Consider the following 18478-nt stretch of genomic DNA (forward strand, 5'->3'; position numbering starts at 1 on the left):
CCTCAAGTGGTATCCTTTTATTATTCATACTAAAGATTTAAGGCGAATTATTCCTGTGTCTTTTCCAGCTGACTCAGTGGGCTTAGTTACCCCACAAAAGTTTATTTTTGAAGAGCCGTTAGAGCTCGAATGCGATCGCATACTCCCACGTTTTGAGCTCATGGTTGAAACTTATGGCGAACTGAATGCGGACAAATCCAATGCCATTTTGATTTGTCATGCTCTGTCAGGCCATCACCATGCAGCAGGTTATCATCATGAAGATGACCGTAAGCCGGGTTGGTGGGACGCATGTATTGGACCAGGCAAAGCTATTGATACGTCAAAATTCTTTGTCGTAGCACTAAATAATATCGGCGGCTGTAGCGGTTCTACTGGACCGACCTCTCCAAATCCTGAAAATGACAATCGCCCTTATGGTCCTGATTTCCCATTAGTGACTGTCCGTGACTGGGTCAAAACCCAAGCCATGTTATCTGATCGTTTAGAGATTCAGCAGTGGTATGCGGTGATTGGCGGCTCTTTAGGGGGCATGCAAGCTCTACAATGGTCTGTGGACTATCCAGATCGTTTACAAAAGTGCGTGATTATTGCCAGTACACCAAAACTGTCTGCGCAAAACATTGCCTTTAACGAAGTGGCACGTCAGTCGATTTTGTCTGACCCAGATTTCCATGATGGTCGCTATTTAGAAAATGACAGTTATCCTAAGCGTGGTTTGATCTTGGCCCGTATGGTGGGTCATATCACTTACCTCTCTGAAGAAGCCATGAAACAAAAATTTGGCCGTGACTTAAAGTCAGGTAAATTTATGTATGGCTTTGACGTCGAATTCCAAGTCGAAAGTTATTTGCGTTATCAAGGTGAGCAATTTAGCCGTAACTTTGATGCCAATACCTATTTGATCATGACCAAGGCTTTAGATTATTTCGATCCATCACGTGAATATGAGCAATCATTAAAAACCGCGATGTCTAAAACCAAGTGTCAATTTTTAGTTGTTTCGTTTACAACGGACTGGCGTTTTTCCCCTGCTCGTTCGCAAGAAATTGTAGATGCATTAATTAGCAATCATAAGCCTGTGAGCTATGTGGATATTGATGCTGAACAAGGCCATGACTCTTTCTTGTTCCCGATTCCGTTATATGTGAAAAGCTTACGTGCATTCCTAGGCGGTGTAAAACACCTGCAAGAAACACCGAAGGAGACCAACTAATGCGTATTGATCATCAACTGGCTGAACGTTGGATTAAACCAGATTCAAGCGTACTCGATTTAGGGTGTGGTGACGGTGAACTGCTTGCACATATGAGCAAAAAGCACAATATTCGTGCATATGGCTTAGAAATTGATCAAGAAAAGATTGCAATTGCAGTCAGTCGCGGGTTAAATATCATCCAACAGGACTTGAACTTAGGTTTAAGTCGCTTTGCCGACCAGTCTTTTGACTATGTGGTTATGGCACAAGCCTTGCAAGCTGTAGATGCACCAGACGTTCTCTTAAGAGACATGGTGCGTGTGGGGAAACAGGCTATTATTACCTTTCCAAACTTTGCACATTGGAAGACTCGTTCTTTCCTTGCATTAAAAGGAATGATGCCCGTTTCAGACGCGTTACCCTATATGTGGTATAACACGCCCAATATTCATTTATGTACTTTCCGTGATTTTGAAGCGCTGTGTGCTGAAAATAACATCCGGATTATTAACCGACTTGCCGTGAATGGGGATCAACAAGACAGTTTACTCAGTAAACGTCTTCCAAATCTATTTGGTGAAGTCGCAATTTATCGAGTGAGCGCTCTATGAAAAAATTATTATTAAGCACGACGCTACTGATTGGACTTTTTAGCATACAAGCCCATGCGGATTATGTTGCTCCATCATCTTCAGTTTCTAGCCAAGCTGCTCAATATTCAATTATGGATATTCACAGCTTAAGTAAAGCTGCTAAAGCAGGTCAGCCCGGTGCTCAGTTTTACTTAGGCACTAAATATCAACAAGGTAAAGACGTTGCAAAAGATGAACGTCAAGCTTTTGCATGGTACAAGGCTGCTGCTGATCAAGGTTTATCTGCGGCACAGCTCAATGTAGGTCGTATGCTCGCAGATGGCATTGGGACTAAAAAAGATGAAGCGCTTGCTCGTCAATATTTCGAAAAAGCAGCCAGCCGTGGTGATAACCGTGCAAGCTTTAACTTAGCCATGATGGAAGAGCAAAAGAAAAACTATATGGGTGCATACCAATGGTATGAGCTTTCTACTCGTGATGGCATGCTCGACAACAAAGTGATCAGCTTGTCTGAAGGTAAGAAAACGGCATTGGCAGCCAACTTAAGCCAAGACCAAATTCGTCAAGCACGTGACCGTGCAGACAAATGGATTCAAGCACAATAAGTTTTTGAATCTTAAAAAGCACCTTCGGGTGCTTTTTTATTAAATATATACTTCTAAAACAACCCATATTTTTAAAATTATAAGGGCAATACATGAAAATAAATTTTGAAGTCATTCAATATTCAAGTGGATATTATTCTGGATTAAACATACAGATTATTCCTTTTAACCTTGATCAAAATCCAAACTTGCAAAACTCTATCGTTATTGATGAACTAGCTTTTTCACTTATCGAAAAATTCTTCTTTGAACATGAAAGCCCTTGGTCACACTGGGGACCAACTTATGTTTATCCTGAAAAAATCACTACAATTATTGAAAGGCTGAATCATTATAAAAACTATCTAAATGAAAAAAAATTTTTAACTTATAAAGATAATGTTCAGCTTCTCTTTAAAAAAGAAACAAAAAATTTTAGGAAGAAATTCCCTAAATATAAAACTAAAGTAATCACTATGATTAACCAAGTCATTGGATTTTTAAAAAACATTCAAATCAACAAAATTGATGGTATTACAGTAATAGGAGTCTAAAGCGCATTTAACTTCAACCAGATACGTTAAATCCGTTAAAATACTTTTCAATATTCAACATAAAGAGCGATTCTGCATGGCTTCATCTAATTGGTTATCTCAAGGCACTTTGGTTCTGGCGAGCAACAACAAAGGTAAAATTGCAGAATTTGAAAAAATGTTTGCCGAGCTTAATCTTCCTGTTGAAGTGATTCCACAAGGTCAGTTGAACATTGAAGATGCCATCGAAGACGGTCTAAGCTTTGTTGAAAATGCCATTATCAAAGCGCGCCACGCATCGAAAATTTCAGGCAAGCCAGCCATTGCAGATGATTCTGGCATTTGCGTTCCTGTACTCGGTGGCGCACCAGGGATTTACTCTGCGCGCTATGCAGGTGAACATGGCAATGATGCCGCTAACAATGCCAAGTTGCTTGCTGACCTCAAACCACTCCGTAAAGAGGGTGAAGCCATCGAAGGTATGTTTGTATGTGTCTTGGCTTTGGTCCAACATGCAGAAGACCCACTCCCACAAATTTTCCAAGGGGTTTGGCGCGGTGAAGTGATGGAAGCAGCACGTGGTGAAAATGGCTTTGGCTATGACCCACTGTTTTGGCTGCCTGAACTAAACGTTTCTAGCGCTGAATTATCAAAAGAAGAAAAAAATAAAATCAGCCATCGTGGTCAGGCGATGAAATTATTTAAAGCAAGTTTGAAATAATTTGAATTGGAGTTAATCTTAATGCCAAAGATTAACTCCAATCCCTGAATAAAAATAGAATAATTATGGCACTTCAACCGATACAGATCATATACAACACTTGCCATCACACTTCAACTGAAATCCCGACACGCTCTTTTCTTGGTTTTCAAAAACTAAACTGCCCTCATTGCCATGCGCAACTAACCTACCCGCTCACCTCAGGCTTTCGTACCACTTACGCTATTTTTGCAGTGTTGATCGTACTGTCGATCATGCTTAATCTGTCGCAAGGTCAGGTTGGATTTCCAGGCCTGATAGGTATCGCGATGATATATGCCCTCGTGCGTGATTGGCAGATTCGCAAACAGCTCAAGTAGTCACCCTTTGTGGGCATCTATAATTCACTTTCATTTTAAAGCGAAAAAAGATGCAAAATTAACCCATAAAAACTGACGACGATGCAGCTCATAATCGTGCCTGAAGCAATATAACGTGCCGAAGTGCCTGTTCCTTGATAATGCGTTTCTAAAGCCACAATATTGGCTGCAGGGGGTAAGCAGAACAGCATGAACATCACCCCAATATATTTCTCGATCTGAGGAATCGGAAGAAAGGCATAACTCAAACTACAGATCACCGCGCCAACGGTGAGTTTCATCGCATAAATACGACTACTGTTCATCAGATCACTCCACTGTACCTTAGTTTGGCGCAGCCACATGCCTAAGACGCACATCCCTGTGAAACTCATTCCAATTTTTGCAGCCTGATACAGCCAATCTAAGATCTGATGTTCTTCTAAATGTTGTAATCCAACTATTCGACAGACACCTGCAATCATCAAGGCAAATACAGGCGGTGACATCGCCACTTTTTGAATCACGCTCGACCATGGGAGTTGGGCTGAACTGACGGCTGTAACGGCCCACATATTGCCAAAGATAGAGCCACCGACATACAGAGCCACCATCGCTGCACTAATTTCAGGGCCGAACAGTGCTAAGGCAAAAGGAAAACCCAGCCAAGCCAAGTTCAAATAACTGACACACAAGGCACGTAAACTATCTTTTAACAGCCAGCGAAATAAATAAAACATCAGCACGGCAACACTAAAGCTAAAGAGCATGAGCGCTAAACTGCCTGCTTGATAGAACACCATGTTGTAGATGATTACGGCTGGAATAAAACAGCGTGCAAGTAAGCTCGAGAAAATCGATTTGAGCGATGCGGTTCCTGATAATGATGCCAATCCGAGGCCACTTAAAAAACCCAATATCGGAAGAAGAAACGCCACTACACCACCCTCACTGCTCAATCCATGCATAGTAACACTGAACATAAGCTTCGCGGCTGTCTTTAAACTGCAACATCTTGGTCACTTCACTGTCATCTACAACTGCTGAAATGTTGTGCAGACCAACAAGAGGATAACAAGATGGCTGGACTATCGATTTGGCATGTACTGATTTTTGCAATTGTGGTGATTTTACTCTTTGGTACCTCTAAGCTAAAAAACTTGGGCAAAGATGTCGGCGGCGCGGTCAAAGATTTCAAAAAATCGATGCGTGATGAAGACGCAGCAAATACACAGCTTAATGAGCCTCGCACGCTAGAGCATGAAGCTCAAAATAAAACCAATTCCTCAGTTCAAAGCTAAGGAGTTGTCATAATGCTTAATATTGGTATTAGCGAATTACTGGTGTTCAGCATTATTGCGCTGATCGTACTCGGCCCGGAAAAACTGCCTGAAGGTATCCGCTTTGCAGGCAAATGGTACGGGAAAGTTAAACGACTGATCAGTAACGTGCAAACAGATATTGACCGTGAACTTCGCATGTCCGAACTTCGTGAAGAAATGCAAAAAGAAATGCAACGTATTCAAAAGCTCGAAGCGCGTATGCAGGCGCAGATGAATGAATTGCAACAAACGCAACATCCCATAGAACAGACTGCGCAAAAACAACAAGAAGCAGTCCTACCTGACAATAAAAATTTATCCCCACGTTATCAATACATCGAACGTGGTCAGAGCACGATCTTTGCCATGGTTACACCCCAAATGAAAATAAAGCACGAAATTAAAACAGATCAATCTGCTGCATTAAGCTCGACCGATGCATTAGCAGAATATCAGGTGGCCGTATGACAGATCTTTCACTGAACAATTCCCAGAACACTGTGCCTGATTTGGAAGAAATGCCGATCACCAAACATTTGGTGATTTTGCGTCGGCATTTGATCAAAATTACAGGGCTCATTTTGATTCTGTTCTTTTGTTTATTGCCCTTTGCCAATCAAAGCTATCAATTGATGTCAGAGCCTCTGCGTGCGCAGTTGCCGATGACCTCATCCATGATCGCAACGGATGTGACCGCCACCTTTATGGCGCCGTTCAAGTTGAATTTCTTTGTCGCGCTTATGCTCGCGATGCCTTTCGTGATTTATCAACTTTGGGCCTTCATCAAACCTGCACTGTATGAAAAAGAGCGGCATTTGGCGATGCCCTTATTATTCGGCAGTATCGTCCTCTTCTATGTCGGAATTGCATTTGCCTATTGGGTTGCTCTGCCCTCCATCCTACATTTTTTTATGAGTGTTTCCCCTGAAACAGTCGCCCCGATGACGGATATCAATAGTTATTTAAGTTTCTGCTTAAAGCTTTTTTTGGTGTTTGGGCTGACCTTTGAAATTCCCATCATCACGCTAATTTTGATTTTGATCGGGGTGGTGTCTACTCAAACCTTAGTGGAGAAGCGTCGTTTTATTATCGTCGGCTGTTTTTTTGTCGCCATGTTTGCCACCCCACCCGATGCGCTTTCGATGATCATGTTGGCCATTCCCATGTGGATGCTGTTTGAGCTGGGTTTGTTCTTTGGCAAGCTGATTGAAAAACGACGTGCATCTGCAACTTAAATAGACATATGTTTCGACAATTTTGGTGAGTTTTACACCTAAGAGGCTGAGATAGCCTCTTTTTTTATGCGCCCATCTTAATGTTTTGCAATTTTCACGCCGTGAAAGCCAAACGCCTATTTCATCAGTTTGCAACATTAGCTTCAAAGCATTGTCATATTTTATCGATAGTTTTATGTGATCAACTTTTACCCAGCACACCTTTGCCAGGATTTAAATTCATGACAAACATGCCATATAACGAAGATCAAGAACTTGATAACAACACTTCGGATAACCTTCATTTTCGTGACATTTTAGAACAGCGCATCAGCCGTCGTAGCTTGATTACCAAGACTGCGAGTGGTGCAGTCGCACTTGCATTGGCATCTTCATTAACGGGGTGTAATGATGACAATGACTCAGATTCAAATAGCAATACCAAACCACCTGTAACCGATCCAAATCAAAAACCGACCAAGTTCAATTTCACACCGGTGAAAAAAAATTTAGACGATATTGTGACTGTTCCTGAAGGCTATCAAGCGCATGTGCTATATGCGATGGGTGACTCGATTAACCCTGCATACCCAGCGTGGGATGATAACAATGTTCCTTCTGGCCCGAGCTTCCAATTCCGCTCTGGTGACTGCCATGACGGTATGAGCTTCTTTGGTTTAAATACCACCTCTGGACGTTATGATGCCAAGCAGTCTGACCAAGGTTTGTTGGTAATGAATCATGAATACATCAACCCGACCTTCTTGCACCCGCAAGGCCCAACCAAAGTGGAAGGTCGTCGCCCTGAAGATGAAGTTATCCGTGAAGTCAATGCACACGGTGTTTCTGTGATTCAAATTGAAAAAGACAGTAAGACTCAAGCCGTTAAACTGGTACAAAACTCTCCATTTAACCGTCGTATTACCGCATCGACCGTAATGGACTTTAAAGGCCCTGTTGCAGGCTCAAGCTTAGTCAGTACAAAGTTTTCAGCCAATGGTCAACAAACCCGTGGTACACACAACAACTGCGGTAATGGCTATACCCCTTGGGGCACTTACCTGACAACAGAAGAAAACTTCATTGGTTACTTCGCTCGTGCAAAAGACGATGATGCCAAACGTAGTCCTGCTGAAATTGTGGCACTCAACCGTTATGGCCTAAAAGCGGGTGCGAACTCGCGCTATGGTTGGGAAACAGCGATTGGAAGTAATGAGTCTCAAGATTTATATGACCGTTGGTCGGCGAATGTTACCGGTACTCAGGCAGCAGAAGATTATCGTAATGGTCCAAACACCTTTGGTTGGATTGTCGAAATCGATCCATTTGACCGCCGTGAAAACCCAGTAAAACGTACTGCACTGGGTCGCTTTGCACATGAAGACTGCCGTGCAAGTCGCTTGCGTGAAGATGACAACCTTGCGTTTTACATGGGCGATGACTCGCGCGGTGAATACATCTATAAATTTGTATCCGACCAAAAATGGAATAAAAAAGATGTCAACGGTGGCTATGCCGCGGGCGACAAATACATGAACAACGGTAAGTTATACGTTGCCAAATTTAACAACGACGGCAAAGGTCAATGGATTGAATTGAGCTATAACGTCAATGGTTTAAACCAAAGCAACAGCGTTTATCCGTTTAGCTCACAAGCAGATGTGCTGACCTTCGCACGTCTTGCCGCAGATGCTGTCGGTGCTACCAAAATGGACCGCCCTGAATGGGTCGCTGTGCATCCAGACAATGGTGAAGTCTATGTGACCCTCACCAATAACTCTAACCGTGGTACGACGCATGCACTAGATGCTGCCAACCCTCGTAACTACATCGACCCTGAAGGTGGTAAAGGCAACGTCAACGGTCATATTATCCGTTTCCGTGAAGATGGGGATACAACCACAGCACTCAGCTTTACTTGGGATATTTACCTGTTTGGTGCTGAAGCAAAAATGGCGAGCAACATTAACTTATCTGGTCTAAATGACAACAATGACTTGTCATCACCTGATGGGATGTGGTTCGACCCACGTGGTGTGTTATGGATTCAAACCGATGACGGTGCTTATACTGATACCACCAACTGTATGATGCTTGCTGCGCTTCCGGGTCAAGTCGGTGATGGTACAAAAGCCACGACCTCATCGGGTCAAGAAACCATTGTGGGGGCAAAACTGAATGATGAAAACTTACGTCGCTTCCTGACCGGACCAAAAGAGTGTGAAATCACAGGTGTAACAATGACACCTGACTACAAAGCGATTTTTATCAATGTGCAACATCCCGGTGAAGATTCAGCATCCTATGCTGAACCGACCAGCCACTGGCCGGCATCACAAACCAATGCTGCAGCGACCTCACGTCCTCGCTCAGCGACCGTTGTCATCACCCGTAAAGATGGTGGTGTGATTGCTGGCGAAGCGGTAGAACAAGCTCAGCCAACGCAAAAAACCGCATAAGACACCTCTAAAAAATAAGCCGACGAATCGTCGGCTTTTTTTTATGGCTTTAAATGCACTTCTATCTGGGTGATCTGTCCTTGTTGCTCACCCTGCTGCTGTTTTTCTTGCCAATGCCACTGTGAATCCCGCATACACAATAAATTTGAACAGCGGGTGCCATACACCGGACTTTGAATAAAGGTTGAAGACAGCAAATGTTCCATCTCTGTCTGAATCCCAGTATTGGGTAGCAGCGCTGGAATGATTTTACGTTCATCTTCCAAAATATCCCACGCAGCGGCATCTATGTCCGCCTGTGGTTGCTGGCTTTGTAGCATCGGCAAAAATTCTTGCGTGAAACGTTTACGCAAATGTCGAGTCTTTTCCCAATGTTCAGTCATTAAACCATTGGATGTGACATACACCCCTTTGGCTAAGACTTGTGGCGCTTCACCGCGATTACTCATATAAACGGCTTGAGTGGCATCGCCAACGAATAAATTAAAGCCAGCATAATTACATTGGATTTGTTCAAGTGCTTGCGCAAAACGAATGGGCGTTTGCTCAGATTCTAAAAATTGCTGAATCAAAGCGCCACGTGAAGTGGGATATGTGGTCTGATCACGACCATCACGAAAATTGGTCACAATCGCCCAACGCCCTTGAGCGGTTATCCCCATCCATGTTCCACCAGACTGTAAGTCCTGCCCTGCAATAATCGGACTATCTACCCATTGCTTTAGGCCTGCCGTCGGTCGATGATAAAACTCATCACGATTCGAAATCAGGCAGAGTGGCATGTCATCCAAGACCTGCCAAGCAAAAGCCACAATGCACATATTCAACTCTCAATATCTTTACACATTGAATGTACAACATTTTTCAGCACATTAAGCTAAAATCTGTGCAAAACATAATGACAAGGAACAGCAATGCTGACATATCCAAATATCGACCCTGTGGCGATATCACTGGGGCCACTACAAGTTCACTGGTATGGTCTGATGTATTTATTGGCCTTTTTATTTGCATGGGGCTTGGCAAGCTACCGCGCAAAACAACGTGACGGCTGGAACGCAGAAATGGTCTCTGACCTGATTTTCTATGGTGCATTAGGTGTCGTGATTGGTGGACGCTTTGGCTATGTCTTCTTTTATGGTTTCGATCAGTTCCTTGCCAACCCACTGTGGCTATTCCAAGTTTGGACAGGCGGCATGAGCTTCCATGGCGGTTTCCTTGGGGTCATGATTGCCATGTTACTGTGGTGCAAGAAATATAAAATGACTTGGTTCCAGACCCTCGACTTTATTGCACCCTGCGTTCCGACAGGCTTAATGTTTGGTCGTATTGGGAACTTTATTGGTGGCGAACTATATGGTCGTGCAGTGACTGACCCAAATTTTGCTTTCGGCATGATCTTCCCGACCGATCCGCTTCAGTTGGTGCGCCATCCGTCGCAGCTCTATCAAGCCCTCTGTGAAGGTTTAATTCTGTTTATCGTGCTGTGGTGGTTTAGTTCAAAACCTCGTCCACGTTATGCCGTTTCAGCCTTGTTCCTCATCGGATATGGAATCGCACGCTTCACCGTTGAATTCTTCCGTGAGCCGGACAATGGTCAACTGTTCATCGGATGGATGAGTAAAGGTCAGTTCCTGACAGTTCCGATGATTCTGATTGGACTATGGATGATGTGGTATGCCTACCAGAAAAAAATCTATGACTGGGGTCCACAAAAAAATCATTAATATTTTATAATTGTCTTTAAGCAAGCGAGGTCTAAGCCTCGCTTTTTTATGCGCTGAAATTTATCCCTTCATACGTATTTACTGCACATGAAGTGACTGAATTAGACAACCGATCTGTGCTAAAGTTTATTCAGCTTAATTTTAAACTATCGATCCATGCTTGAATTTTGGTTTAACCCCAGCGTTTCTGTACTTAAAAAAATCTTGTTTTTTATTGCGATGGCCGTACTGACCGGTGTTTTGTATTGGATGGAACCCTTAACACTTCAAGCCATTCTAATGTTCATGGTTACAGGCGTGATTTTCCTGATTTGTCGTTATTGTAAGATTCATTTTGCAGCAAAAAACCCAACTGGTTTACTCTATCGTTTATTGACGTGGATACCGATTGCACTGCTGTTGGCTTTGGTTTTTATCAACATGAATAAGGGTGAAATTTTGATTCCGGGTGCTCAAGGCATTGGCTTTATGGCTTTGGCAATCTGCCTGCTCTCCCCGATTTCACTGCTGAATAAAAACGAGAAAACTTCGCCCGAAGGTAAGGTTTAAATGCTGACGTTTTGGTACTCTGAGCGCTGTAACAGACAAATCAAGCTCATCATTTGTATCAGTACCTGCGTGCTTATTTTTCTATGCGCTGAACAAAAACAACTTGATCCCCGCTTTGCGGGCATAAGTTTAGCGATTGGTTTGATGATTGATCTGCTTTATAAGCTCAGACAAGATAGATTGAAAACACTGTCTCCGTCATTAAAATGCGGTTTGGCTGGTTTGCCCATTTTATGTTTAATGTGCTTAATTTATTTTCTACCCAATGAGCAACGCTGGATTTTAGCGCTGCAATGTGTGGGCTTTACTGCAATTGGATTATTTATCGTCTCGATCTACAGTCAGCGTGCAAAAAGGTTTGAAGACTAACCTTTTATTCAGCCACGGGCTGTTAATCCGCTAAGCGATAATAGCTATATTTCACATTTGGAGTTCGATAGACCGCATAACCCGCTTGACGATAATCAGACACCCAATCCTTACCTGAATATGCTGCGATATGACCATAACGGCTACTTTGATTGCGGTCGATAATATAAATATCGCCTTTCTTAGGTCGATCAAACGCTAAATTAATTTTTTGATAACCAATTTTTTGTAATGTGCTGCCCCAATCTGCTGCGGCAACGGGGTGACCGTTAAAACGTGCCCCTGCGGACTCAAGTGCTAAACGAACACTGCGGGCACATTTCTGAGTACTGCTTTTGCGGGTAATGCCTTGTAAAAATCCAGTCAAACGATCGATATCGATACGCTGACCATTTCGGGATACCACATTTTTAGTCGCTGCTTTTTGAGTGGTATTGGACTTGCCCGTATTTTTACTCGCCTGAGAACGAATTATGATATTTGCCTGAACTGGAGCATGCACTTCACTCAAGTTTACATTGTGATCATAAGCCATTCTTTAACCCACACTCCCGCCTATATTTAGGCATTCAAAAATTTTAACGAGGGTGATAGTACCGCGTAAATCATGTTTTTTCATGTAAAAAATGTAAGATTTCTTAAACAAATCTTCACATTTAAATACAACCGTCTATTTTTAATTCAAATAGATTTATTTTTGATATCAAACTCTTATTCAGAAATAATAGCCCAAAATCATATCTTCATAATGAGAAAAATCACGTTTATTTTTTAATCAAACTTATCTGTATTTTTTTCAACGCTGCGAATGAAGCATCGCTCAATATACAAACAATAGAGCTTAAGTCTTCTAAGCTCATGCTTGATTTAACAGACATATTGTCTCGTTAACGCTTGATGTAGTTGTTATTAATAGACGTCTTCAACTCAGAAAATCCAGCGCTTGTTGCCTGCAAAATTTGGTCATCACCCAATAAACACCGTATGTTTTGGATTTTTTAAACCTGACCATATTCAAGCGCCCATCACAGTTCCTTCCACACGCAAAACAAGCTAATATATGCCACAAGAAATTTAGCAAATTATGAGAGAGACATGCGCCAGTATTTAGACCTTTTACAACACATTCTCGACAACGGCGGCGACAAGGGCGACCGTACGGGTACGGGAACACGTTCTGTATTTGGTCATCAAATGCGCTTCGATCTTTCTCAAGGTTTCCCTTTACTCACCACCAAGAAAGTTCATTTCCGCTCTATCGTGATTGAACTGTTGTGGTTCCTTAAAGGCGATACCAATGTTCAATATTTGCAAGACAATAAAGTCTCCATTTGGGATGAATGGTCTACAGCAGAACAAACTGCACGCTTCGGTCGTCCTGCCGGCGAATTAGGTCCTGTTTACGGTCATCAATGGCGTAATTTCGGTGCGACCAAAAAAGCCGATGGCCTATATGAACAAGATGGTTTTGACCAAATTAAATGGTTGGTCAATGAAATCAAAACCAATCCTAACTCACGTCGTCTAATCGTGTCTGGTTGGAACCCAAATGAGGCAGGTAATGTTGCATTGCCACCATGCCATACCTTGTTTCAATTTTTTGTTCAAAACGGAAAATTATCTTGCCAATTATATCAACGTAGTGCTGACGTTTTCCTGGGTGTGCCGTTTAACATTGCCAGCTATGCCCTGTTAACACACATGATTGCACAAGTTTGTGGTCTAGGTGTAGGTGACTTCGTTTGGACCGGTGGGGATACACATTTGTATGCCAACCATTTCGAACAAGCGCAGTTGCAATTGACACGTGAACCAATGGGTCTGTGCCAATTAAAACTCAATCCTGAAATTACCGATCTTTTCGATTTTAAATTTGAAGATATTGAAATTGTAGGTTATGAATCACATCCTGCGATTAAAGCCCCTGTTGCTGTTTAATTTTTAGAAATCCCAAGTGAAAAGCAAAATCCTGCTTTACCTCAAGCGGGATTTTGCATTCTAATAGACGGCAAATATTTCGGCTATTTGAGTTCAAACTATGGCATTTCAAAATTTAGAAATCGTGCACGTTGTCGCTATGGATCAGCAGCGCTGCATTGGTAAAGGGAATGATTTGCCGTGGCATATTTCTGCCGATTTACAGCACTTTAAAGCCATCACCCAAGGTGGTGTGGTGGTTATGGGACGCAAAACCTTAGAGTCTATGGGACGTACCCTACCGAAGCGTGTCAATTGGGTCATTACACGAGATAGCAATTGGTCATTTGAAGGCACCAAAGTTGCATATAGTATCGACGAGGCGTTAACGCAAGCTGTTGCTGATGTCGCAAGTTCAGAAAAACCAACGAGTCTTTTTATTATTGGTGGTGGTGAAATTTTTAAGCAAACCATCGGCATCGCAGACCGTTTAGAACTCACACATGTTGAACTCGATGTTCAAGGTGATGCGCATTATCCTGAAATTCCTGCGGACTTTCAAAAAGTGGCGTCAGAACAACACATCGACGACAAAACTGGGATTGCTTTTGAGTTCGCAACTTACCGAAAATAAAGAAAAATCTTAAGCTAAAAGAAAAATATGCAACAGAGAGACCAACAAGCAATGTTCAAAAAAATAGGGCGAAGTATTCTTCATGCTCTATTTAGTGTGTTTGTCCTCTGTTCTTCGATTTGGCTCTGTGCCGCCCTGTGGATACAGCAACCGGCAGGCTGGTTAGGCAGCCGCATTATCATTGGGATCTGGATCGCTTTTGCCCTGAGCATTTTAGGCATCTATATTACCCAACACTTTTTTAGCCGTCGTAAAGATGTCTTGATTTATATTGTGGGCTTTATCTGTGGTCTATTTTGGTATTTTGGCATGGAAGCACGCCAAGATCGTGAATGGAATCCTGAAGTAGCAGAAATTCTACATTATGAAAAGCAAGGCAATCTTGTCACCTTGCACAATGTGCGTAATTTCGACTGGCATGCCGATGGTAGCTATACCCCACATTGGGAAACCCGCCAATATGACCTAAGTCAAATCAATGGCGTCAACATCATTACCTCGTATTGGATGGGGCCGCAAATCGCCCATACCTTGGTCAGTTTTGATTTTGCTGACCGACCACCGCTGACATTTTCGATTGAAATTCGCAAAGAGAAAAATGAAGAATTCTCTGCGATTGGTGGTTTTTTCCGTAAATATGAACTGAGCCTTATTGCATCTGATGAAAAAGATATCATCTATACTCGTAGCAATACACGCGGAGAACAGGTCTATTTCTTCCCCGTAAACATGCCAAAATCTGAAATGCAGGCGCTGTTTATTGAATATCTCCATAAAGCTGATGAACTACAGACTCAACCTAAATGGTACAACACGCTCACCAGTAATTGTACAACACTGGTTTTTGACATGATTCAAGCGGTTTCCAAACATCAACTTCCAACCGATTACCGCTTATTTGCATCCGGTTATTTGCCGAATTATTTATATGACCTCCATGCCATAGACCAAAATTGGGATATGAAAACATGGTATCAAAAAGCCCATGTTAACCCTCGTGTCTCTCAAATCAAGCAACTGAGCAGTGAACAATATTCCAAATTAATTCGACAAGGTTTGCCGCATTCACAGTCCAATCCAAGCGCCAATCAATTGTAATTCTTAAATATTGATACAAATATGGCTAGCTTATCTGTGCGATATTTGCTTAGATAGTTGAAATGCTTCCGCGGGGAAATTCCGATGCTAAAACAAATATTTGTTGCTGCAACTTTGGTTTCAACTTTAGTGGTGACAGGCTGTGAAAGCATGCCTGCACAAGACAACACCATAACTGAAAATTTAAACCTATTACAGAATCGTACTTGGATTGCCACTCAGATTGGCAACACTCCAATCAAAACAGCACCCAATGCGCATAATATTCCAAGCATTCAATTCGATGCGGCTTCAAAACGTGTCTCAGGTGCAGACGGCTGTAATCGTATAATGGGTGGCTATAATGCTGGCAAAGACACCATAACGTTTGGCCCGATTGCTGCGACACAAATGGCTTGTCTCAATAACAATGGGCTAGAGCGACAGTACCATTCAGCACTCGAAAAGGTAACGCATTATCAAGTTTTTGGAAAAACCTTGAAATTGCTAGACCGTCACGGCAATTTATTAATTCAATATGAAAGCGCTGTTCAACCGCGTTAAATCATTTTAAAAGTCTGCTTCGGCAGACTTTTTTATTCACTGTTCAGTCATGCCAGAGACATTTAATGCACATAAACTTGTGATTAGTATACAGACGTACATTGCAGTTTTTAGCTATAACCCCATATTAAACATCAGGGAACAAGATAGGATTTCACTATGCAACAAGCGGTATTTGGTGGTGGGTGCTTTTGGTGTGTAGAAGCAGTTTTTCTACAACTAAAGGGCGTGCAAACAGTCGTCAGTGGTTATGCAGGGGGAGTTACTCAGCATCCGAGCTATGAGCAAATCTGTGAGGGAAACACCCAACATGCAGAAGTCATTCAGATCAATTTTGATGACAGCCAAATCAGTTTTAGCCAATTGCTAGATGTATTTTTCGCAACTCACGATCCAACCACGCTGAACCGTCAAGGCAATGATGTCGGTACACAGTATCGCTCAGTGATTTTCTATCAGGATGAATCACAAAAGCAGCTTGCTCAACAACGTATTGAAGAATTAAAAGCTGAAGGCATCAATATTGTGACTGAACTGAGTCCAATGCCGACCTTCTACCCTGCCGAAGAATATCATCAGAACTTCTTTGCACGTAACCCAAACCAAGGCTATTGTAATTTCTCAATACCACCTAAACTCATGAAATTACGTAGCAAATTTCAAGACCTACTCAAATCTGAGTGATCTATTTGTACGACGTCTTTTCAAAATAGAGACATAAAAAAAAGCGACATTTCAGTCGCTTTTTTTCTATCTTAGCTCAGTGCTTAGTTATCACTGGCAAAGGCGATATCGCTGAGTCCGGCTCCACTCGCACGCGACATCACTTGTGCAACTGTGTCATAACGTGATTCTTTATCGGCTTTTAATACCAATGCAGGCTTACGTTCTTGCTGACCAGCTGTATTTAGACGACTTTCTAAATCTTCGAGCGTGACAATATCACCATTCCAAGCAATATCACCCGCTGAGTTAATGCTGATGGTTACGCTTTCAGTTGGCAGATCAATCACTTCTGCAGTCGTTTGTGGCAAGGTTAATGGAATTGATGGGTTGGCAACAGTCGCAGTCACCAAGAAGATGATCATCAATACCAACATAATATCGATGAGCGGAATGAGGTTCATCTCATTCATGCCAGCATCGTTGTCTTCACCCAATTGAAAAGCCATTAAGCTTGACCTCCAGCTAAACTTTGCTGTGCAGTTTTCACGTTTTCTTTCTTCGCTGCAGATTCTTGTTGCAACATAGTATCAATCAATAAACCATGCGCTTGATCTTGCAATTCATTCGACAGTGTACGGTTAAAACGAACACAAATGTTATAAGCCAATACCGCAGGAATCGCCACAGCCAAACCAAGACCGGTCATGATCAAAGCTTCACCGACTGGAGTTGCCACTTGCGCTAAACCCGCTTGACCGCTTTTACCCACTGCTACAAGGGCATGGAAAATACCCCACACTGTACCGAACAAACCTACGAACGGTGCAATTGAAGCAATCGTACCCAATACAGATACGCCTTTTTCAGCATTAGCTTTTTCTACCGAAATTTGACGTAGTAACGCTTGTTCTGCCACAGCCTTACGTTGTTCAAAAGCTAAAGGAGCAAATTTCGCTTTCAGTTTGCTTAGTGCATCTGCAAGGTGGTTATATGCCACTTGCTTGAGCTGACGTGTGCCCATAATACGAAGAACGAAGATCGTCCAAGTCGCAATCGACATTGCAAGTAACACGAAATACAGTGTTTTGCTGACTGCATCTGCATGTTGCCAATAAACTGAAAAGTTCATATTCGAACTCCTAATGGGTTAGCCGGAATCTTAATTAAGTTTAAAGTTGAATGGTTGATCAACTCGCGTCGGAGTTGCCACACCATTATCAATATATTTGGATAAACGTGCACGCTTCACTGCAGCAGTCACTTTACGGTTTACAGCAGCGCCACAAGTCGAGTTTTTAATCGTTGCTGATTCGACTTTACCTTCAGCACTTGCTGCAATCGCAACTTCAACTGTACACGACGCTTTTAATTCACCATCTTCAAATTGAACATTCGGTTTCTTAATCCAACTGACACCATTACCAATGCTGACTGTTTTAGGTGTCGGTGGCGCAGGTGGTGCTGGAGGCGCAGGTGGTGGTACAACAGGTGCCGGAGGTGTTGGTTCAACACGAACGACTTTCGTTTCAGAAACCACAGTTGAAACAACAGGTGTTGGTGGTACGTTTTTGACCGCTTCAACAGTTGGTTTCGGCGCATCTTTCTTTTTCACCTGTTCCACTTTTTCCACTTTCTTCGGTGGAGGTGGTAAAGGCTTATCTACAATTTTAACTTCTTTTGGCTTTGGTGGCTCTTTCTTCGGTTCTGGTTTTGGCTTCGGAGGTTCTGGTTTTTTCTCTTCAACAATCTTCACAAAGCGAACTTTAATCGGATCTTTTTCGATCGGTTTAAGTTCTGGTGCTTTCATATTGCTGACCGCCCACAATACCCCCATATGCCCTACCACAACAGCGAGAAGCGCAGTAATGATTTTCTTTTTCATCGGGTTAGGTGATTGCATCATTGGAGCGGGAGATTGACTCATTAAACTCAGTTACCTTGAAGAAGCGATTGCATTTATTTTGTCAAAAATACAATCATGCTCATCGGTTAGCACAATTAAAGTACGGCAAT

At 42.5% G+C, this 18478-nt stretch carries 24 protein-coding genes; 18 read left to right on the forward strand and 6 right to left on the reverse strand.

Features of this window, described 5'->3' with window-relative positions; all coding sequences use genetic code 11:
• Positions 1 to 55 precede the first annotated feature (55 nt).
• The 6 genes from metX to LXF01_RS13990 all read left to right on the forward strand — a co-directional run bounded on the left by metX (position 56) and on the right by LXF01_RS13990 (position 3988).
• Entirely contained in the window at positions 56 to 1216 is a 1161-nt protein-coding gene (metX, locus tag LXF01_RS13965) for a homoserine O-succinyltransferase MetX (RefSeq protein WP_180171769.1), read from the forward strand.
• Positions 1216 to 1809 carry a methionine biosynthesis protein MetW gene (metW, locus tag LXF01_RS13970; RefSeq protein ID WP_067763682.1) on the forward strand — a complete coding sequence of 198 codons (594 nt, stop codon included), beginning with the start codon at positions 1216 to 1218 and terminating at the stop codon, positions 1807 to 1809. Before metX ends, metW begins: the two co-directional genes overlap by 1 nt.
• The gene (locus LXF01_RS13975; RefSeq protein WP_078189669.1) at positions 1806 to 2396 is read left to right on the forward strand and encodes a tetratricopeptide repeat protein; all 591 of its coding nucleotides are present in this window, start codon (positions 1806 to 1808) and stop codon (positions 2394 to 2396) included. The genes metW and LXF01_RS13975 overlap by 4 nt, the downstream gene beginning before the upstream one ends.
• A gap of 92 nt (positions 2397 to 2488) precedes the next feature.
• The gene (locus tag LXF01_RS13980; RefSeq protein ID WP_180144333.1) at positions 2489 to 2929 is read left to right on the forward strand and encodes a hypothetical protein; all 441 of its coding nucleotides are present in this window, start codon (positions 2489 to 2491) and stop codon (positions 2927 to 2929) included.
• Positions 2930 to 3005: 76 nt separating this feature from the next.
• Positions 3006 to 3629 (forward strand): RdgB/HAM1 family non-canonical purine NTP pyrophosphatase, encoded by a 624-nt coding sequence (gene rdgB, locus LXF01_RS13985; RefSeq protein ID WP_180156974.1) that lies wholly within the window; start codon positions 3006 to 3008, stop codon positions 3627 to 3629.
• A 65-nt stretch (positions 3630 to 3694) separates the two neighbouring features.
• Positions 3695 to 3988, forward strand: a complete 294-nt coding sequence (locus tag LXF01_RS13990) for a hypothetical protein (RefSeq protein WP_233944582.1) — start codon at positions 3695 to 3697, stop codon at positions 3986 to 3988.
• Positions 3989 to 4023: 35 nt separating this feature from the next.
• Here LXF01_RS13990 and LXF01_RS13995 read toward each other — a convergent pair whose 3' ends face one another.
• A complete protein-coding gene (locus tag LXF01_RS13995) occupies positions 4024 to 4905 on the reverse strand; it encodes a permease (RefSeq protein ID WP_233945486.1) in 882 nt (293 codons plus the stop codon).
• A gap of 141 nt (positions 4906 to 5046) precedes the next feature.
• Here LXF01_RS13995 and tatA point away from each other — a divergent pair, with 141 nt between their 5' ends.
• From tatA to LXF01_RS14015, 4 genes are all read left to right on the forward strand, one after another.
• Positions 5047 to 5268 (forward strand): Sec-independent protein translocase subunit TatA, encoded by a 222-nt coding sequence (gene tatA, locus LXF01_RS14000; RefSeq protein WP_078189673.1) that lies wholly within the window; start codon positions 5047 to 5049, stop codon positions 5266 to 5268.
• Positions 5269 to 5280: 12 nt separating this feature from the next.
• A complete protein-coding gene (tatB, locus tag LXF01_RS17575; protein WP_326489493.1) occupies positions 5281 to 5757 on the forward strand; it encodes a Sec-independent protein translocase protein TatB in 477 nt (158 codons plus the stop codon).
• Positions 5754 to 6524, forward strand: coding sequence for a twin-arginine translocase subunit TatC (tatC, locus tag LXF01_RS14010; protein ID WP_233944583.1), 771 nt, complete (start codon positions 5754 to 5756; stop codon positions 6522 to 6524). Before tatB ends, tatC begins: the two co-directional genes overlap by 4 nt.
• A 221-nt stretch (positions 6525 to 6745) precedes the next feature.
• Positions 6746 to 8962 (forward strand): PhoX family protein, encoded by a 2217-nt coding sequence (locus LXF01_RS14015; RefSeq protein ID WP_180156968.1) that lies wholly within the window; start codon positions 6746 to 6748, stop codon positions 8960 to 8962.
• Between the two features lie 41 nt (positions 8963 to 9003).
• Here LXF01_RS14015 and LXF01_RS14020 read toward each other — a convergent pair whose 3' ends face one another.
• A complete protein-coding gene (locus LXF01_RS14020; protein ID WP_078192717.1) occupies positions 9004 to 9783 on the reverse strand; it encodes an NRDE family protein in 780 nt (259 codons plus the stop codon).
• Positions 9784 to 9876: 93 nt separating this feature from the next.
• Between LXF01_RS14020 and lgt the strand changes: the two genes are divergently transcribed.
• The 3 genes from lgt (at position 9877) to LXF01_RS14035 (ending at position 11607) form a co-directional block, all read left to right on the forward strand.
• Positions 9877 to 10689, forward strand: a complete 813-nt coding sequence (gene lgt / locus LXF01_RS14025) for a prolipoprotein diacylglyceryl transferase (protein WP_180007176.1) — start codon at positions 9877 to 9879, stop codon at positions 10687 to 10689.
• 156 nt (positions 10690 to 10845) lie between these two features.
• Complete coding sequence (locus LXF01_RS14030) at positions 10846 to 11238, forward strand: hypothetical protein (RefSeq protein WP_233944584.1); 393 nt, start codon at positions 10846 to 10848, stop codon at positions 11236 to 11238.
• Positions 11239 to 11607 (forward strand): hypothetical protein, encoded by a 369-nt coding sequence (locus tag LXF01_RS14035; protein ID WP_233944585.1) that lies wholly within the window; start codon positions 11239 to 11241, stop codon positions 11605 to 11607.
• Between the two features lie 22 nt (positions 11608 to 11629).
• Here the strand turns inward: LXF01_RS14035 and LXF01_RS14040 are convergent, their stop codons facing one another.
• The gene (locus tag LXF01_RS14040; RefSeq protein WP_180093301.1) at positions 11630 to 12142 is read right to left on the reverse strand and encodes a peptidoglycan amidohydrolase family protein; all 513 of its coding nucleotides are present in this window, start codon (positions 12140 to 12142) and stop codon (positions 11630 to 11632) included.
• Between the two features lie 560 nt (positions 12143 to 12702).
• Here LXF01_RS14040 and thyA point away from each other — a divergent pair.
• From thyA to msrA, 5 genes are all read left to right on the forward strand, one after another.
• Positions 12703 to 13545 (forward strand): thymidylate synthase, encoded by an 843-nt coding sequence (thyA, locus tag LXF01_RS14045; protein WP_078189681.1) that lies wholly within the window; start codon positions 12703 to 12705, stop codon positions 13543 to 13545.
• Between the two features lie 100 nt (positions 13546 to 13645).
• The gene (locus LXF01_RS14050; protein WP_168377882.1) at positions 13646 to 14158 is read left to right on the forward strand and encodes a dihydrofolate reductase; all 513 of its coding nucleotides are present in this window, start codon (positions 13646 to 13648) and stop codon (positions 14156 to 14158) included.
• Between the two features lie 27 nt (positions 14159 to 14185).
• A complete protein-coding gene (locus LXF01_RS14055; RefSeq protein WP_233944586.1) occupies positions 14186 to 15256 on the forward strand; it encodes an Lnb N-terminal periplasmic domain-containing protein in 1071 nt (356 codons plus the stop codon).
• A gap of 84 nt (positions 15257 to 15340) precedes the next feature.
• A complete protein-coding gene (locus LXF01_RS14060) occupies positions 15341 to 15799 on the forward strand; it encodes an META domain-containing protein (protein ID WP_180062929.1) in 459 nt (152 codons plus the stop codon).
• Positions 15800 to 15958: 159 nt separating this feature from the next.
• Positions 15959 to 16483, forward strand: coding sequence for a peptide-methionine (S)-S-oxide reductase MsrA (gene msrA, locus LXF01_RS14065; RefSeq protein WP_180106278.1), 525 nt, complete (start codon positions 15959 to 15961; stop codon positions 16481 to 16483).
• An 83-nt stretch (positions 16484 to 16566) separates the two neighbouring features.
• Here the strand turns inward: msrA and LXF01_RS14070 are convergent, their stop codons facing one another.
• From LXF01_RS14070 to LXF01_RS14080, 3 genes are read right to left on the reverse strand one after another with little or no spacing between them, the layout of a single operon-like run.
• On the reverse strand, positions 16567 to 16971 hold the full coding sequence (locus LXF01_RS14070) for an ExbD/TolR family protein (RefSeq protein ID WP_078192724.1): 405 nt from the start codon (positions 16969 to 16971) through the stop codon (positions 16567 to 16569).
• Complete coding sequence (locus tag LXF01_RS14075; protein WP_233944587.1) at positions 16971 to 17594, reverse strand: MotA/TolQ/ExbB proton channel family protein; 624 nt, start codon at positions 17592 to 17594, stop codon at positions 16971 to 16973. Before LXF01_RS14075 ends, LXF01_RS14070 begins: the two co-directional genes overlap by 1 nt.
• A gap of 30 nt (positions 17595 to 17624) precedes the next feature.
• Positions 17625 to 18389 carry a TonB family protein gene (locus LXF01_RS14080; protein ID WP_180084710.1) on the reverse strand — a complete coding sequence of 255 codons (765 nt, stop codon included), beginning with the start codon at positions 18387 to 18389 and terminating at the stop codon, positions 17625 to 17627.
• Between the last annotated feature and the right edge of the window lie 89 nt (positions 18390 to 18478).

This window comes from Acinetobacter sp. SH20PTE14, assembly GCF_021391555.1.
Lineage (GTDB): Bacteria > Pseudomonadota > Gammaproteobacteria > Pseudomonadales > Moraxellaceae > Acinetobacter > Acinetobacter amyesii.

Excerpts from the sequence above, each read along its gene's own strand:
- metW (WP_067763682.1), top strand. The coding sequence starts at position 1,216 with ATGCGTATTGATCATCAACTGGCTGAACGTTGGATTAAACCAGATTCA.
- LXF01_RS13975 (WP_078189669.1), top strand. The coding sequence starts at position 1,806 with ATGAAAAAATTATTATTAAGCACGACGCTACTGATTGGACTTTTTAGC.
- LXF01_RS13980 (WP_180144333.1), top strand. The coding sequence starts at position 2,489 with ATGAAAATAAATTTTGAAGTCATTCAATATTCAAGTGGATATTATTCT.
- rdgB (WP_180156974.1), top strand. The coding sequence starts at position 3,006 with ATGGCTTCATCTAATTGGTTATCTCAAGGCACTTTGGTTCTGGCGAGC.
- LXF01_RS13990 (WP_233944582.1), top strand. The coding sequence starts at position 3,695 with ATGGCACTTCAACCGATACAGATCATATACAACACTTGCCATCACACT.
- tatA (WP_078189673.1), top strand. The coding sequence starts at position 5,047 with ATGGCTGGACTATCGATTTGGCATGTACTGATTTTTGCAATTGTGGTG.
- tatB (WP_326489493.1), top strand. The coding sequence starts at position 5,281 with ATGCTTAATATTGGTATTAGCGAATTACTGGTGTTCAGCATTATTGCG.
- tatC (WP_233944583.1), top strand. The coding sequence starts at position 5,754 with ATGACAGATCTTTCACTGAACAATTCCCAGAACACTGTGCCTGATTTG.
- LXF01_RS14015 (WP_180156968.1), top strand. The coding sequence starts at position 6,746 with ATGACAAACATGCCATATAACGAAGATCAAGAACTTGATAACAACACT.
- LXF01_RS14020 (WP_078192717.1), bottom strand. The coding sequence starts at position 9,783 with ATGTGCATTGTGGCTTTTGCTTGGCAGGTCTTGGATGACATGCCACTC.
- lgt (WP_180007176.1), top strand. The coding sequence starts at position 9,877 with ATGCTGACATATCCAAATATCGACCCTGTGGCGATATCACTGGGGCCA.
- LXF01_RS14030 (WP_233944584.1), top strand. The coding sequence starts at position 10,846 with ATGCTTGAATTTTGGTTTAACCCCAGCGTTTCTGTACTTAAAAAAATC.
- LXF01_RS14035 (WP_233944585.1), top strand. The coding sequence starts at position 11,239 with ATGCTGACGTTTTGGTACTCTGAGCGCTGTAACAGACAAATCAAGCTC.
- LXF01_RS14040 (WP_180093301.1), bottom strand. The coding sequence starts at position 12,142 with ATGGCTTATGATCACAATGTAAACTTGAGTGAAGTGCATGCTCCAGTT.
- thyA (WP_078189681.1), top strand. The coding sequence starts at position 12,703 with ATGCGCCAGTATTTAGACCTTTTACAACACATTCTCGACAACGGCGGC.
- LXF01_RS14050 (WP_168377882.1), top strand. The coding sequence starts at position 13,646 with ATGGCATTTCAAAATTTAGAAATCGTGCACGTTGTCGCTATGGATCAG.
- LXF01_RS14055 (WP_233944586.1), top strand. The coding sequence starts at position 14,186 with ATGCAACAGAGAGACCAACAAGCAATGTTCAAAAAAATAGGGCGAAGT.
- LXF01_RS14060 (WP_180062929.1), top strand. The coding sequence starts at position 15,341 with ATGCTAAAACAAATATTTGTTGCTGCAACTTTGGTTTCAACTTTAGTG.
- msrA (WP_180106278.1), top strand. The coding sequence starts at position 15,959 with ATGCAACAAGCGGTATTTGGTGGTGGGTGCTTTTGGTGTGTAGAAGCA.
- LXF01_RS14070 (WP_078192724.1), bottom strand. The coding sequence starts at position 16,971 with ATGGCTTTTCAATTGGGTGAAGACAACGATGCTGGCATGAATGAGATG.
- LXF01_RS14075 (WP_233944587.1), bottom strand. The coding sequence starts at position 17,594 with ATGAACTTTTCAGTTTATTGGCAACATGCAGATGCAGTCAGCAAAACA.
- LXF01_RS14080 (WP_180084710.1), bottom strand. The coding sequence starts at position 18,389 with ATGAGTCAATCTCCCGCTCCAATGATGCAATCACCTAACCCGATGAAA.